Source organism: Shinella granuli (assembly GCF_004341885.1).
Taxonomy (GTDB): Bacteria; Pseudomonadota; Alphaproteobacteria; order Rhizobiales; family Rhizobiaceae; genus Shinella; species Shinella granuli.
Genome location: NZ_SLVX01000002.1, coordinates 183,623 through 197,742 on the forward strand (window position 1 = coordinate 183,623; position 14,120 = coordinate 197,742).

General features: G+C 64.6%; 17 protein-coding genes. 3 read left to right on the forward strand and 14 right to left on the reverse strand.

Annotated features, from left to right (window positions below):
• Positions 1–111: 111 nt before the first annotated feature.
• The gene (locus tag EV665_RS04070) at positions 112–1,470 is read right to left on the reverse strand and encodes a glutamine synthetase family protein (protein ID WP_133033185.1); all 1,359 of its coding nucleotides are present in this window, start codon (positions 1,468–1,470) and stop codon (positions 112–114) included.
• A 147-nt stretch (positions 1,471–1,617) separates the two neighbouring features.
• On the opposite strand from EV665_RS04070, the gene EV665_RS04075 reads away from it, so the two are divergent.
• A complete protein-coding gene (locus tag EV665_RS04075) occupies positions 1,618–2,991 on the forward strand; it encodes an aspartate aminotransferase family protein (RefSeq protein ID WP_133033186.1) in 1,374 nt (457 codons plus the stop codon).
• Positions 2,992–2,997: 6 nt separating this feature from the next.
• Here EV665_RS04075 and vapC read toward each other — a convergent pair whose 3' ends face one another.
• From vapC to EV665_RS04105, 7 genes are all read right to left on the reverse strand, one after another.
• Complete coding sequence (gene vapC / locus EV665_RS04080) at positions 2,998–3,387, reverse strand: type II toxin-antitoxin system VapC family toxin (RefSeq protein WP_133033187.1); 390 nt, start codon at positions 3,385–3,387, stop codon at positions 2,998–3,000.
• Positions 3,371–3,610, reverse strand: a complete 240-nt coding sequence (locus tag EV665_RS04085) for a type II toxin-antitoxin system VapB family antitoxin (RefSeq protein ID WP_133033188.1) — start codon at positions 3,608–3,610, stop codon at positions 3,371–3,373. Before EV665_RS04085 ends, vapC begins: the two co-directional genes overlap by 17 nt.
• Positions 3,611–3,672: 62 nt before the next feature.
• Complete coding sequence (locus EV665_RS04090) at positions 3,673–5,175, reverse strand: AMP nucleosidase (RefSeq protein ID WP_064329546.1); 1,503 nt, start codon at positions 5,173–5,175, stop codon at positions 3,673–3,675.
• Positions 5,176–5,235: 60 nt separating this feature from the next.
• On the reverse strand, positions 5,236–5,556 hold the full coding sequence (locus EV665_RS04095) for a YnfA family protein (RefSeq protein WP_064332465.1): 321 nt from the start codon (positions 5,554–5,556) through the stop codon (positions 5,236–5,238).
• Positions 5,557–5,676: 120 nt separating this feature from the next.
• Complete coding sequence (locus EV665_RS32220) at positions 5,677–5,853, reverse strand: hypothetical protein (protein WP_162852968.1); 177 nt, start codon at positions 5,851–5,853, stop codon at positions 5,677–5,679.
• 31 nt (positions 5,854–5,884) lie between these two features.
• A complete protein-coding gene (locus EV665_RS04100) occupies positions 5,885–6,064 on the reverse strand; it encodes a hypothetical protein (protein ID WP_064329547.1) in 180 nt (59 codons plus the stop codon).
• A gap of 349 nt (positions 6,065–6,413) precedes the next feature.
• A complete protein-coding gene (locus EV665_RS04105; RefSeq protein ID WP_133033189.1) occupies positions 6,414–6,752 on the reverse strand; it encodes a DUF2147 domain-containing protein in 339 nt (112 codons plus the stop codon).
• Between the two features lie 466 nt (positions 6,753–7,218).
• Here EV665_RS04105 and EV665_RS04110 point away from each other — a divergent pair, with 466 nt between their 5' ends.
• Positions 7,219–7,488 carry an SEL1-like repeat protein gene (locus tag EV665_RS04110; RefSeq protein ID WP_024270734.1) on the forward strand — a complete coding sequence of 90 codons (270 nt, stop codon included), beginning with the start codon at positions 7,219–7,221 and terminating at the stop codon, positions 7,486–7,488.
• Between the two features lie 98 nt (positions 7,489–7,586).
• Here EV665_RS04110 and EV665_RS04115 read toward each other — a convergent pair whose 3' ends face one another.
• The 4 genes from EV665_RS04115 to EV665_RS04130 form a co-directional block, all read right to left on the reverse strand.
• Positions 7,587–8,708 (reverse strand): pyridoxal phosphate-dependent aminotransferase, encoded by a 1,122-nt coding sequence (locus EV665_RS04115; RefSeq protein ID WP_133033190.1) that lies wholly within the window; start codon positions 8,706–8,708, stop codon positions 7,587–7,589.
• A 121-nt stretch (positions 8,709–8,829) separates the two neighbouring features.
• Positions 8,830–9,258 carry a PilZ domain-containing protein gene (locus EV665_RS04120; protein WP_064329550.1) on the reverse strand — a complete coding sequence of 143 codons (429 nt, stop codon included), beginning with the start codon at positions 9,256–9,258 and terminating at the stop codon, positions 8,830–8,832.
• Between the two features lie 127 nt (positions 9,259–9,385).
• The gene (locus EV665_RS04125) at positions 9,386–9,742 is read right to left on the reverse strand and encodes a hypothetical protein (RefSeq protein ID WP_064329551.1); all 357 of its coding nucleotides are present in this window, start codon (positions 9,740–9,742) and stop codon (positions 9,386–9,388) included.
• Positions 9,743–9,858: 116 nt separating this feature from the next.
• A complete protein-coding gene (locus EV665_RS04130) occupies positions 9,859–11,082 on the reverse strand; it encodes an acyl-CoA dehydrogenase (RefSeq protein ID WP_064329552.1) in 1,224 nt (407 codons plus the stop codon).
• Positions 11,083–11,311: 229 nt separating this feature from the next.
• Here EV665_RS04130 and EV665_RS04135 point away from each other — a divergent pair, with 229 nt between their 5' ends.
• Positions 11,312–12,340 carry an extracellular catalytic domain type 1 short-chain-length polyhydroxyalkanoate depolymerase gene (locus EV665_RS04135; RefSeq protein WP_064329553.1) on the forward strand — a complete coding sequence of 343 codons (1,029 nt, stop codon included), beginning with the start codon at positions 11,312–11,314 and terminating at the stop codon, positions 12,338–12,340.
• Between the two features lie 7 nt (positions 12,341–12,347).
• Here EV665_RS04135 and iolB read toward each other — a convergent pair whose 3' ends face one another.
• Together iolB and iolE are read right to left on the reverse strand one after the other, a co-directional pair.
• Positions 12,348–13,142, reverse strand: coding sequence for a 5-deoxy-glucuronate isomerase (gene iolB / locus EV665_RS04140; protein WP_133033192.1), 795 nt, complete (start codon positions 13,140–13,142; stop codon positions 12,348–12,350).
• A gap of 35 nt (positions 13,143–13,177) precedes the next feature.
• Positions 13,178–14,095, reverse strand: coding sequence for a myo-inosose-2 dehydratase (gene iolE / locus EV665_RS04145; protein ID WP_133033193.1), 918 nt, complete (start codon positions 14,093–14,095; stop codon positions 13,178–13,180).
• Positions 14,096–14,120: the final 25 nt, after the last annotated feature.

Genomic DNA, 14,120 nt, shown 5'->3' on the forward strand with positions numbered 1-14,120 from the left:
GGACGTGCCCCGCGAGCGGATATTGTTTGAGGAAAACGGCGCGGCATATCCCCTTCTCCCCGCTTGCGGGGAGAAGGTGGCCGGCAGGCCGGATGAGGGGCGGGCGGTGCCCTAAATCCGCGGCAGATAGGTCTGGTAGTCGAAATCCGAGACCGTGCGCAGGTAGGTGATCGCCTCCTTGCGCTTCGTATCGCCGTAAAGCTTCTGGTACTCCGCGCCGAACGCATCCTTGATGAAGGGCGAGGCCGAAAATTCTTCCACGGCCGTCAGGAAGTCGTGCGTCAGGCGCTTGGCGTCCGGCGCGTCCTTGCCGGGCTCCGTCACCGGACCCGGATCGAGATCCTCATCGAGGCCGAGCAGGATGCCGCCGAGGATCGCCGTCAAGAGCAGGTAGGGATTGACGTCGGCACCCGCCACGCGATGCTCGACGCGCGCCGCCGGGCCGTCCTTGTCCGGAATGCGGATGGCGGTGCCGCGATGGCCAAAGCCCCAGGTGAGATCGACCGGTGCGAAGGAGCCGGGCTGGAAGCGGCGGTAGGAATTGGCGAAGGGCGCGAAGACGAGCTGCGCGTCGCGCATCGTCTGCAGCATGCCGGCTGAGACCGATTTCAGCTTCGTCGGCTCGCCGCCCCTGGCGTCGAGGATGTTCCTGCCGTCCCGGTCGATGACGCTGCAATGCACATGCAGGCCCGAGCCCGCCTGGTCCGCATAGGGTTTCGCCATGCAGGTGGATTTGAGGCCGAAGCGGCGCGCGGCCTGCTCGGCGATGCGCTTCAGGTAGATGCAGTCGTCCGCCGCGGCGAGCGCGTCCGGCCGGTGCAGGAGGTTGATCTCGAACTGGCCGGGGCCGAATTCCGCCGTGGTTGCGTCCGCCGGCAGGTCCATCGCCTTCGCCCAGGCACGCACCGTCTGGAGATAGTCGTCGAGCGCATCGGTCGCGCGCATGTCGTAGAGCTGGAAACCGTTCGGCTGGTCGCGATACATCAGCGCCGCCGGCGGGCGCGGCTTGCCGGTCACGCGAAAATCGTCCTCCACCACGTAGAATTCCAGCTCCGTCGCGACGACGGGTGTCAAGCCCCTGTCTTCGAACCGCTTCAGCATGCGCGCAAGGATGGCGCGCGGGTCCATGAAGGAGGCGGTGCCGTCGAATTCGTGCATGGTGGCGAGCACCTGGCGGGAGCCTTCCGGCGCCCAGGGCATGGCGGTCAGCGAGCGGCGGTCGGGAATGCACACGCCATCCGGGTCGCCGACGGAAAGGGACAGGCCCGTGATGTCGTCATTGTCGTCGCCCCAGATGTCGAGCGACTGGGTGGAGGAGGGCAGGCGCACCGAACCGTCCCAGATCTTCTTCTCGCCTTCCGGCGGAACCTGCTTGCCGCGCAGGTCGCCATTCATGCCGACGAGGAGGATTTCGATACGGGGCGGGGTATTGGCGGGCGGCGAACCGGCTGCCTTGGTGTCGTTTGTCATGGTGCCTGCTTCGGTTTGGCGGGAGGCATGGACAAGAAATTTGCTTTCGCTCGATCTCTTGCCAAATGCCTGTTGTATGGGCATTTTCGTAACCCATTCTGTCCCGCCGTTCAATAAGGCGGGATCTACCCCCAAGGATGTAGTCAAATGTCGAACAGCAGTGCAGCAGCCGTATCCAACCTCGGTGCCCTCGATGCCGCCCATCACCTTCATCCCTTCTCGGACATGAAGAAGCTGAACGCGACCGGCACGCGCATCATCGAGCGCGGCGAGGGCTCGTACATCTTCGACAACCACGGCAAGCGCTATCTCGACGGCTTCGCCGGCCTCTGGTGCGTGAACATAGGCTATGGCCGCAAGGAGATCGCCGAGGCCGTCGTGCGCCAGATGAACGAGCTGCCCTACTACAACACCTTCTTCGGCACGACGACGCCGCCAGCCGTGCTGCTCGCGCAGAAGATCACGTCGCATGCCGGCCCGAACATCAACCGCGTCTTCTTCACCGGCTCCGGCTCGGAGGCCAACGACACCTGGTTCCGCATGGCCCGCGTCTACTGGGGCGCCATGGGCAAGCCGACCAAGAAGGCGATCATCGCCCGCAAGAACGGCTATCACGGCTCCACCGTCGCCGGCGCCTCGCTCGGCGGCATGAAGTGGATGCACGAGCAGGGGGATCTGCCGATCGCCGGCATCCACCACATCGACCAGCCCTTCTGGTATGCCGAGGGCGGTGACCTCTCGCCGGAAGAGTTCGGCCTGAAGATGGCCCGCCAGCTCGAAGAGAAGATCGACGAACTCGGCGAGGACAATGTCGCCGCCTTCGTCGCCGAGCCGATCCAGGGCGCGGGCGGCGTCATCGTGCCGCCGGCCAGCTACTGGCCGGAGATCGCCCGCATCTGCAAGGCGCGCAACATCCTGCTCGTCGCCGACGAGGTGATCTGCGGCTTCGGCCGCACCGGCCACTGGTTCGGCCACCAGCATTTTGGCGTGGAGCCGGACCTCGCGCCGATCGCCAAGGGCCTTTCGTCCGGCTACCTGCCGATCGGCGGCGTGATGGTCTCCGACCGCGTCGGCAATGTGCTGGTGGAAGAGGTCGGCGATTTCAACCACGGCTTCACCTATTCCGGCCACCCCGTCTGCGCCGCCGCGGCGCTGGAGAACCTGCGCATCATCGAGGAGGAACAGCTCGTCGAGCGCGTGCACGACGATATCGGACCCTATCTCGCCGCAGGCCTGAAATCGCTGGAAGACCTGCCGATCGTCGGCGAGGTCCAGCAGGTCGGCCTGATGGCCGCCGTCCAGCTCGCCGAGGACAAGGCGAGCCGCAAGCGCTTCGAGGACAAGGAAAAGGCCGGCGTCACCGTGCGCAACCATTGCCTGGAAAACGGCCTCGTCCTGCGCGCCACCGGCGACCGCATGCTCTTCTCCCCGCCGCTCGTCATCACCCATGCGGAGGTCGACCAGATGATCGACATCACGCGGAAGGGGCTGGAGCATGCGTGGAAAGTGATGACGGCCTGATTGGCCTTACGCGATCCGAAGGCCGAGATGCTCGGCCATCGGATCGAAATCCCTGTCGGCATGGAGCAGGCTGTGGCCGTGCTCCATGCAATAGGTGCCGATGATGAGGTCGGCGGTCTTGCGGATGGTGATGCCCTTTGAACGGAGAAGGCGGAAATTCGCGGCGGCTTTGACTGCAATTTCTGGCGAAAGCATCGCGGCTTGCGCGAAGGCCGCCAACTCTTTCTGCAGGTAAGTCGCATGCTTATCGCTACGAGCGCCGCGCAGAACTTCCAATAAGACGATATCGCCAACGATGATTTGTGCCGGGTTCGAAATTGCCCTGAGCCGCATGACCTCGGGCGTATCGCGGTCGTGGATCAGCGCGATCCAAACAGAACTATCGACGGCGATCATTCCGCAGCGTCTTGAAGCAATTCTTCGGATCGATATCCGTGCGCATCTCGTCGAGGTCGCCCTCCCAGCCCATGCCGCGAAGGTTTTCGAGAGCTTCGCGGCGCTGGCAATTTTGCACGAATTCACGAAGCGCCAGATCCACGATAGCCTTCTTCGTGGGAAGGCCGGTGAATTCTTTTGCTTTCGCAATCAAATCGTCATCGAGATCGATGTTCGTGCGCATGGCGGCCTCGTGTGCATGAAGTAAGAAAATCATACACCAAAATGAGGCAGATCACAACGAAATCACTGAAACGCCGTCTCGAAGAAGCTCCTCAGTTTGCGCGAATGCAGCTTCTCCGTCGGCATGCCTGCCAGCTTCTCCAGCGCCCGGATCCCGATGCGCAGATGCTGGTTCACCTGCGTCCTATAGAAGGCCGTCGCCATGCCCGGCAGCTTCAGCTCGCCATGCAGCGGCTTGTCGGAAACGCACAGCAGCGTGCCGTAGGGCACGCGGAAGCGGAAGCCGTTGGCGGCGATGGTGGCCGATTCCATGTCGAGCGCGATGGCGCGGGACTGGGAGAGGCGTTTGACGGGGCCGCGCTGGTCGCGAAGCTCCCAGTTGCGGTTGTCGATGGTGGCGACGGTGCCGGTGCGCATGATGCGCTTGAGGTCGTAGCCTTCGAGGCCCGTCACCTCCTCGACGGCGCTTTCCAGCGCCACCTGCACTTCGGCCAGCGCCGGGATCGGCACCCAGACGGGCAGGTCGTCGTCGAGCACGTGGTCCTCGCGCACATAGGCGTGGGCCAGCACGTAGTCGCCGAGCGTCTGGCTGTTCCTGAGGCCCGCGCAATGGCCGAGCATCAGCCAGGCGTGCGGGCGCAGCACGGCGATATGGTCGGTGATCGTCTTGGCATTGGAAGGGCCGACGCCGATATTGACCAGCGTGATGCCGCCATGGCCCTTCTTCTTGATGTGATAGGCCGGCATCTGCGGCAGGCGGGCGAGCGTCAGGTCGGTCTCCGGCTTGTCGGCGCCGGCGGGCGTCACGATGTTGCCGGGCTCGACGAAGGCCGTATAGCCGTTGCCGCCCTCGGCCATCTGCAGGCGCGCCCAGGCGCAGAACTCGTCGACATAGAACTGGTAGTTCGTGAAGAGCACGAAGTTCTGGAAATGGTTCGCGCTCGTCGCCGTGTAGTGGCTGAGGCGGGCGAGCGAATAATCGATGCGCTGCGCGGTGAAGGGCGCGAGCGGCGAGGGCTCGCCGGGACCAGGCTCATAGGCGCCGTTGGCGATCTCGTCGTCGGTGGTGGTGAGGTCCGGCGCATCGAAGAGATCGCGCAGCGGCAGCTCGATGCCCTCGGCGATCTCCGCCTCCACATAGGCGCCTTCGCCGAAGGCGAAATGCAGCGGGATCGGGGTCGTCGATTCCGACACGATGACGCGGACGCCGTGGTTGCGCATCAGCAGGCCGAGTTGTTCCTTGAGATAGTGCCGGAAGAGTTTCGGGCGCGTGATGGTGGTCGTGTAGACGCCCGGCGAGGCGACATAACCGTAGGACAGGCGGGAATCGACATGGCCGAAGCTGGTCGTCTCGATGGAGACCTGCGGATAGCAGGCGCGGAAGCGCTTGTCCGGGCTGCCGTTCTTGCCGAGCGAGACGAAGGCGTCGGTCAGGAAGGTCGTGTTGCGGTCGTAGAGGGCCTGCAGGGCATCGACCGCGGCCACCGGATCCTCGAAGGATTGCGGCTCATAGGGCTCGGGCGTCGCGAAGGAAAGGGGCTTCGGGGAAAAGATTCGTTTGCTCATGAATCACTATAGGTGTTGCTTTCTGACAAGCAAACGACAACTTCAGCGCGCCCGCAAGACCTAACGCGGGGCCGCCAGGATGATGCCGGCACCGACGAGCGCCAGCGTTGCGCCCGCCATGTCGAAGCGGTCGGGGCGAAGCCCTTCGGCAAACCAGAGCCACAGGAGGGAGGCGGCGATATAGACCCCGCCATAGGCCGCATAGGCGCGGCCGGCAAAGGCGCTGTCGACCTGCGTCAGCAGCCAGCCGAAAAGCGCGAGCGAGACCATGCCGGGCAGCAGCCAGAGGATGGTTTTATCGAGCCGCCACCAGGCCCAGAAGGCGAAACATCCGGCGATCTCGGCAAGGGCCGCGGCGGAAAAGACAAGAAGGGATTTCATCCGCGGCTCCAGGCTCAGGCACGTCGCCATGCGCCCCCTCTTTCGGATTTCCGCCGACGGGAACGGATATGCGCTGGCCTGACCGGTTTAGCACGAATGGCAGGAGGGGAAAGCGTAATCTCAGCTCATCGACTGGCGCTGGAGCGTGACGAAGAGGACGAGGCCCGCCCCCTGCTTTTCGATGCCGAGACCGCCGGCATTGCTCCAGGCGAGCGCACCGACCGGGGCGATCATCATCGCCGAAAGAGCGAGGATGCGCAGGGCGGTGGCGCAGGTATGGGCAAGGGCGGTCGTCATTTCGGTGTGTCCAGCAGTCTTGGAGGGAGGATCAGAGCGAGGCGCGGCACATGTCCGGCGTCGCGCAGGCGACGAACTTGCCGGTCGTGTTGTGCGTGCTGCGGCGGTAGTCGGTCTCGACGGCGGCGGCGAGCATGATCGCGAAAATGGCCATCAGCAGGGTGATGATCGTCAGGCGGCGCGCGAGGATGTCCATGGTGTCGTCCCTCATTGACATGTTTCAGTGTGACCCTTGTCGCATTGCGGGACTGAACACTCCCTGAGAGGCCGGTTCATCTCCCGTTCAGGAAAGCTGTGATCGCGCCTTGCGGGGAGGGAACGGGCCGCGTGGAGCGGCAGCAGGCAGGGCGCACCAGAAGGGGTGGCCACTCATCGAGTCGGCCGGTTGGCCGGCATCAGGCGGCTATGAGCCCAATATTCGGCCCGGGGGAACTGGCATTTTCATGTGGAGAAACAGATTGGCCCGGGAAAGGGCGAGCAGCGCGCCGGCGCGCTGAAAATCGCGGGAACGGCCGAATGCCGGCGCCGGGGCGCCGGCCGGTTTCCTCAATCCCTGCCGTTCAAAGCCGCGACCAGGTCTGCGACTTGCAGAGCACCTTCAGGACGCAGCCCTTCATCTTCAGCGAATGGCCGCTGACCGAACCGGAGCCGCTATAGGTCTTGTCGGCTGCCGGATCGGTGATCGAACCGGTATAGTCCGCGCCGGCGCCCTCCAGCCTGCCGATGCGCTTGCCGGCGAATTTCCCGGTTTTCAATGTGATGCAGAAACTGCCGCCGCATCTGGCGATGGCCGCGGTCTCGCCGCTGGCGGTCTTCCAGGTGCCCTCGATCGGCTCGGCGGCAAGGGCCATGCCGGGAACGGCGAACAGCGCCGCGGCCATCCATGTCTTCAGCTTCATTCTTTTCCTCCTCCAGAATGCGGGGAGAACGATATCTTACGCGAACGTAAAGGTAAATATGCCGGAAGGGCGGATTTGCGCGCGTTTTCGCCCTCGGCGCCGACGAAAATTTGCATCCTGGGAAAACCCGACCGGTTTGCGTGGTTAGCGAAAGGTTGAAATCGCCGGTTGAACAATCGGTAAATTTTGAAGCGAATGCGGCGGTTTCCAGCGCTTCCGATGTTTAACGAAAACCCAATTTTACCAAGCGTTTGGACTTTGTTTGTCTCAAATTAAGCATGCATTTTAAGCGCATTTTGAAAGGCCCGCGGCATAGTGGAGCCATAAGACGAGCAGGGAAAACCCGCCGGCAAAACTCTGAAGGAAGACCAAGGCCGCTGAAGACGGCAGGCGCCCAAGGAGGCCCGAAAGGGCAGGTAAAACAGGACAATACGAGCAGAAAACCAGGTAGACAGGGACAATCGAAATGGCACGCTTTGACTTTCAGAACACCGAAACGGCCGCCATGACGGGCGGCGAGAACCGCGCCGAGATCTTCTGCGACATGGGCCTCATGTATGCCACCGGCCGCGGCTGCGCCGTCGACGTGGTGCAGGCGCACAAATGGCTCAACATCGCCGCCATCAAGGGTTGCGAACGCGCCGCCGAGCTGCGCGCCGACCTTGCCGCGACGATGACGAAGACCGACCTCGCCCTGGCGCTGCGTGCAGCGCGCGAGTGGATGACGGTTCATTGATGGGGGGTAGCCAGTAGGCAGTAACCAATGGGGAACAGGAAGGCTCCACGGTCAAAAGAAAAAGCCTCATCCGACCGCGACCGACCAAATTCCCCTGCCTACTGTCTACTGCCTATTGCCTCCAACACCTGCGGCAACGCCTCCTCCAGCAACGCCATATCGTTTTCCGGCCCGACGCTGATGCGGATGCATCGGTTGAGGGGGGCGATGCCCGGCATGCGGATGAAGACGCCATGTTCCATCAGGCCGTCGACAATGGCGCGGGCGTGGGTGCCGTCCCGGCCGCAATCGATGGTGACGAAATTGGTGGCGGAGGCGAGGGGGGACAAGCCGTTGGACCGCGCGATCTGCGAGATGCGCTCGCGGGAGGCGCCGATACGGACGATGACGTCCGCAAGATAGGCCTGGTCCTTCAGCGCGGCGAGCGCCGCCTGGACCGAAATCCGGGCCATGCCGAAATGATTTCGGATCTTGTCGAAGGCCTGCGCATTGCCGAGCGTGCCGATCGCATAGCCGATCCGCGCGCCGGCAAGGCCGTAGGCCTTCGAGAAGGTGCGCATGCGCAGGATGTTCGGCTGGCCGATCAGCGCGCCGATCGGGGGAATGGTGCCCGCCGGCGCCGTCTCGCCATAGGCCTCGTCGAGAATGAGCAGCGTCGTTTCCGGCAGCGCCCGCGCGAAGGAGACGACGCTGTCGGCGTCCCACCAGCTTCCCATCGGATTGTCCGGATTGGCGAAATAGACGAGCGGCGCATTCTCCCGCCGCACGGCTTCGAGGAGGCCGTCGAGGTCCTCCCGGTCGTTGACATAGGGCACGGTGACGAGCCGGCCGCCGAACCCGTTCACATGGTAGTTGAAGGTCGGATAGCCGCCGAGCGAGGTGACGACCGGCGTACCCGGCTCGATGACCAGCCGCACGATCTCGCCGAGCAGCCCGTCGATGCCGCCGCCGATGGCGATGTTGTCGCGCGAAATGCCGTGATGAAGGGCAAGCGCCTCCCGCAGGTCGAAATTCTCCGGATCGGCATACATCCAGGTCGTGCCGGCGGCAGCGCCGATCGCCGCCAGGACGGACGGCGCCGGGCCGAAGCCGCTCTCGTTCGCGCCGATGCGGGCGCGCACGGCAAGGCCGCGATTGCGCTCGATGGCTTCCGGCCCGACGAAGGGCACGGTTGCGGGCAGGGACTGGGCGAGGGCGGTGAAGCGGGAGAATGCGGACATGGGACCTGCTGGGATCGATCGAGACGGATGCGGGAGGCCGCTGCCGATGCGCCGCAAGATCGCGCCGCCGGAATCGGTTCCCGGCGGGCAGCCTAGCCAATAATATCGTGACGCGAAACGATCAGTTGGCGGCCGAACCGATGCCGGCTTTCTCCACGCCCACCATGTAGCGCCGTTCCGGCTGCTTGAGGCGGCCGGTGATGCCGCCGGTGAAATAATCGGACCGCACGATCATGCGCAGGAGCTCCTCGTCGATCTCCTTGATGAACTGCACGCCGATGCGGTTGTCGTTGCGATAGACTTCCGCGCAGCCGATGCGCGAGGCGACGCCGACGATGGAGAGGTAGTAGTGCAGCGGCAGGCCGATCGTCGTGCCGACGGTAAAGCTCGCGCCGCCGAGCGATATGTCGATCAGCCTGCAACTGCGCGTCTTGGGTGCCATCAGGTCGAAACCGACCGTCATCAGCATGCCCTGCCGGTTGACCGCGAACCGCTCCCATTTCCGCTCGTAGAGGCCTGCGCCTGTGCGCTGCTTGGCGTCGTCACTCATTGCCGCTTTCTCCCAAAGAGGACGTCATGTCCGACAGAGACGGGCAGAGTGTCGCAGGCGATTATTTTGTTTCGTTGAAACAAATATTTAAAAGTTTAAACGCTCCGCTTTTCGGCGCAGGCGACGCTCAGGCCTCGTGGTCCTGCGGCGTGCGGCCGAGCACCAGATCGAGGAAATCCGCATCCAGGAACATGTTGAAGCGCACCACCAGCTCCTCGCCGTCGCGCTTGAATTCCGTGCAGGGGATTTCGTCGCGGATGCCGTGGATCTCCAGGTAGAAGTTCTCCGGCAGGGTCAGCGCCTTGTTGATCGAAAGCACCGCGCCGGCGCTGGAAATGCTGCGGATGAGGCAGGTATAGCGCATCGCCGTGCTGAGATGGTGGCCGATCGGCGTGACGAAGCCGGGCCTGTCGATGCGATACTGGACGAAACTGCGCTTGGGATGGCGCAGGCGAAGCTGGTCGTGGACGTGTTCGAGGGGCATGGCTCCCTCCCGCTCCTGTGGCTCGTGACCGAGTGTACCGAAACGGGATGGACAAAACGTGAAGACGGCCGCTTGCATTCGAACAAGCGGCCGCCGGATGGATAAAGGGCTGGGGCTTACTGGAAGGCCTGGAGACCCGTCTGGGCGCGGCCGAGGATGAGGGCGTGGATGTCGTGCGTGCCCTCGTAGGTGTTGACCGCCTCCAGGTTCATGACGTGGCGGATGACGCCGTATTCGTCGGACACGCCGTTGCCGCCATGCATGTCGCGCGAGACGCGGGCGATGTCGAGCGCCTTGCCGCAATTGTTGCGCTTCATCAGCGAGATGAGCTCGGCCGGGGCGCGGTGCTCGTCGAAGAGCCGGCCGAGGCGCAGCGCCCCCTGCAGGCCGAGGGCGATCTCGGTCTCCATGTCGGCGAGCTTCTTCTGGATGAGCTGCGTGGCGGCGAGCGGCTTGCCGAACTGCTTGCGGTCGAGCGTGTACTGGCGGGCGGCATGCCAGCAGAACTCGGCGGCGCCCATGGCGCCCCAGGCGATGCCGTAGCGGGCGCGGTTGAGGCAGCCGAAGGGACCGGCAAGGCCGGCGACCTCGGGCAGCAGGTTCTCCTCGGGCACGAAGACGTCCTGCATCATGATCATGCCCGTCACCGAGGCGCGCAGCGAGAACTTGCCCTCGATCTTCGGCGTCTCGAAGCCCTTCATGCCGCGTTCCAGCACGAAGCCCTTGATCTTGTTGTCATGCGCGTCGGATTTCGCCCAGACGACGGCGACATCGGCGATCGGCGAATTGGTGATCCAGTTCTTCGCGCCGGAGACGAGGTAGCCGCCGTCGACCTTCTTGGCGCGGGTGATCATGGAGGAGGGGTCCGAGCCGTGGTCGGGCTCGGTGAGGCCGAAGCAGCCGACCCATTCGCCGGAGGCGAGCTTGGGCAGATACTTCTTGCGGGTCTCTTCCGTACCGTAGGCGAAGATCGGGTGCATGACGAGCGAGGACTGCACGGACATGGCCGAGCGGTAGCCCGAATCGACGCGCTCGACTTCGCGGGCGACGAGGCCGTAGGAGACGTAGTTGGCGCCGACGCCGCCATATTCTTCCGGGATCGTCGGGCCGAGCAGGCCGAGTTCGCCCATCTCGCTCATGATCTCGCGATGGAAGATCTCGTGGCGGTTGGCCTCGGTGACGCGCGCGGCGAGCTTGTCCTGGCAATAGGCGCGGGCCGTGTCGCGGATCATGCGCTCTTCGTCGGTGAGCTGGTCTTCCAGGAGGAAGGGGTCTGCCCAGTCGAAGGGCGCCATCTTGGCGCGGGCCTGCTGCGGGGTGGCGCTGTGATGCTCGCTCATGGATGTCCTCCTGTCGCGGTTTTGTCGTTGCAGAAGTGCTACATCAGCTCGCCCCTCTTCGAAAGGCCGGGAACGAAAGGGATCGCCAAACCCTTTGGCTATTTGTGAATGCCCTCATGAGCCTGGAGAATGAGCCATCCCCCGCATTTTTCCCGTTCCGCCTTGATCCTGCCGTGCCGGATGAGCAAATAACCTGACGATGAGCAATTCCACGAAAGAGAGGCCAAGCATGCGGGACCGTTTCAAGCGATCGGTCGAACGGCTGCTGCCGACCGAAGCGCGCCTGGGTGACCTGTTCTGGCCGTTTCACCGCAACCCGGAACGCAAGGCGCCCACCGCCCGGCGGCGCCCGGCCGGCGCCTCCAGGCTTGCCGAAGTCGCCGGCTTCGGCAGCAATCCGGGCTGCCTTCTGATGTTCGAGCATATTCCGGAGGACCTTCCGGCAGGACGGCCGCTCGTTCTGGTGCTGCACGGCTGCCGGCAGGATGCCGAAAGCTATGATCGTGGGGCCGGCTGGGCGTCGCTGGCGGAAGAGCGCGGCTTTTCGGTCGTCTATGCCCAGCAGCGCGAGGCGAACAATCCGCGGCGCTGTTTCACCTGGTTCCGGCCGAGCGAGGTGACGCGCGACCGGGGCGAGTTGATGTCGATCCGCCAGATGGTGGCCCATACGGCCGAACGTGCGGCAAGCGACCCGGAGCGCGTGTTCATCACCGGCCTTTCGGCGGGCGGCGCGATGACGGCGGCGATGCTTGCCAACTATCCCGAGCTCTTTGCCGGCGGCGCGATCATTGCGGGCCTGCCCTTCGGCGCCGCGCGCGACGCCACCCGCGCCTTCGACGCGATGGGCGAGGCGCCGGAGAAGAGCCCGCGCGAATGGAGCGAGCTGGTGCGCACCGTCTCCCCGCGCATCTCGCGCAAGCCGGCCATCTCCATCTGGCACGGCACGGCGGACGAAACCGTCGCCCTTTCGAACGGCCTCGCCCTGGTCGAGCAATGGCGCGACCTCTATCGCCTGCCGCAGGAGGCCTTCGTGGAAAAGCGCATGAAGGGCCGCCGCACGCGCATCTGGCCGGACAGGGAGGGCAAGCCCCTCGTCACCTTCCATGAAATCGACGGCATGGGCCACGGCACGCCGGTGGAGCGCGGCGAGGGCGGCGGTTACGCCGCCACCGTCGAGCCCTTCATGCTGGAGGCCGGCTTTTCCTCGACGCTGGAGATCGCCAGGACCTGGGGCCTGACGCGCAGGTGGAAGCGGTAGCCGGCGCTCATGCCAGCAGCCACTCGTGCTCCTTGGCGTTGTGGAACTTCCACACGCGCTTCGGCCCGGCCATCACGTTGAGATAATAGAGATCGTAGCCGTGGATGGTGGCGCAGGGGTGGTAGCCCTTCGGCACCAGCGTCACGTCGCCGTCCTCCACCGCCATCGCCACGTCGAGCGAACGGTCGTCCGTATAGACGCGCTGGAAGGCGAAGCCCTGCGGCGGGTTGAGGCGGTGGTAGTAGGTCTCCTCCAGGAAACTTTCGTGCGGCAGGTTGTCCTGGTCGTGCTTGTGCGAGGGATAGGACGAGGTGTTGCCGCTCGGCGTGATCACCTCCACGACGAGCAGCGAATGAGCCGAACTGTCGTCTTCCGGCATGATGTTGTGGACATGCCGGACATTCGAGCCCTTGCCGCGGCTGATCTTCGGATGCGTGCCCGGCGGAATGGCCTTGGCCCTGTAGTCGCCGCCGCCCGGGGCCGAGCAGACGGCGAGCTCCAGGTCCGTCTCCGCCGTCACCGACCAGTTGGAATCGGCCGGGATGTAAAGCGCATGCGGGGCGCCGTCGAAGGGGCTCATGCGCTCGCCGAGGATGCCGAAATCCTTGCCCGCCGCCGTCGCCTTGCCCTTGCCGGAGATCCACACGAGGCAGACCTCGCGGCTTCCCGTCTCGGCCGCCAGGATCTCGCCCGGCTTCATGCGGTGCAGGTCGAAGCCGACATAGGTCCAGCCGGCGCTTTCGGGTGTCACATGGCTGACGCGGCCATGGTTGCCTTCGGGTTTGATGAGCAGGGTCGACATGGGCTTCTTCCTTTCAGTCGGCATCGGGGGGAGGACTATCCTTTCGGAAACCCTTCCGTCTCCACGGTATAGCCGGCCGCCGTCATGACGCGCATCAATTCCGCATGACCGACCTCGGCCATCTTCTGCGGCGGCGCTTCACGCGGATCCTGCTCGGCCTCGACGACGAACCAGCCTTCATAGCCATGATCGGCGAAACGCTGCACGATGGCGCCGAAATCGAGTGAGCCGTCGCCCGGAACGGTGAAGGCGCCGAGCGCCACGGCGTCGAGGAAGGACTGTTTCGTGCGGTCGAGCCCGTCGACCACGGACCGGCGGATGTCCTTGACGTGCACATGGTTGATGCGGGCGTGGTGGTTGTCGATGGCGCGCAGCACGTCGCCGCCGGCAAAGGCGAGATGGCCGGCATCGAGCAGCAGCGGAATGCCTTCGCCCGAATTCTTCATGAAGGCGTCGAGCTCCGGTTCGGTCTCGACGACGGCGGCCATGTGATGGTGGTAGGAAAGCGGCATGCCCTGGTCGGCGCACCATTCGCCGAATGCGGTGAGGCGGCGGCCATAGGCCTTCATCTCGTCGTCGGAAAGGCGCGGCTTGGTGGCAAGCGGCCTGGAGCGGTCGCCCTGGATGGACCGGCCGACTTCGCCATAGACGATGCAGGGCGCGTTGACCGCCTTGAACAGCTCGATCATCGGCAGGATGCGGTCCTTGTTGACCGCAAGCTCCTCGTCGACCAGCGTGCCGGAGAACCAGCCGCCGCACAGCGTCACGTCGGCCGCGCGCAGGATGGGCAGCATGACGGCGGGATCCTCGGGGAAGCGGCGGCCCTTCTCCATGCCGGTGAAGCCGGCGCTGCGGGATTGCCGCAGGCACTCTTCCAGGGATACGTCGTCGCTGAGCTCCGGAAGGTCGTCGTTCCACCACGCGATGGGCGACATGCCGAGTTTGGCTTTCATTATCGTCTCCTTGGCGGGAAGCGGG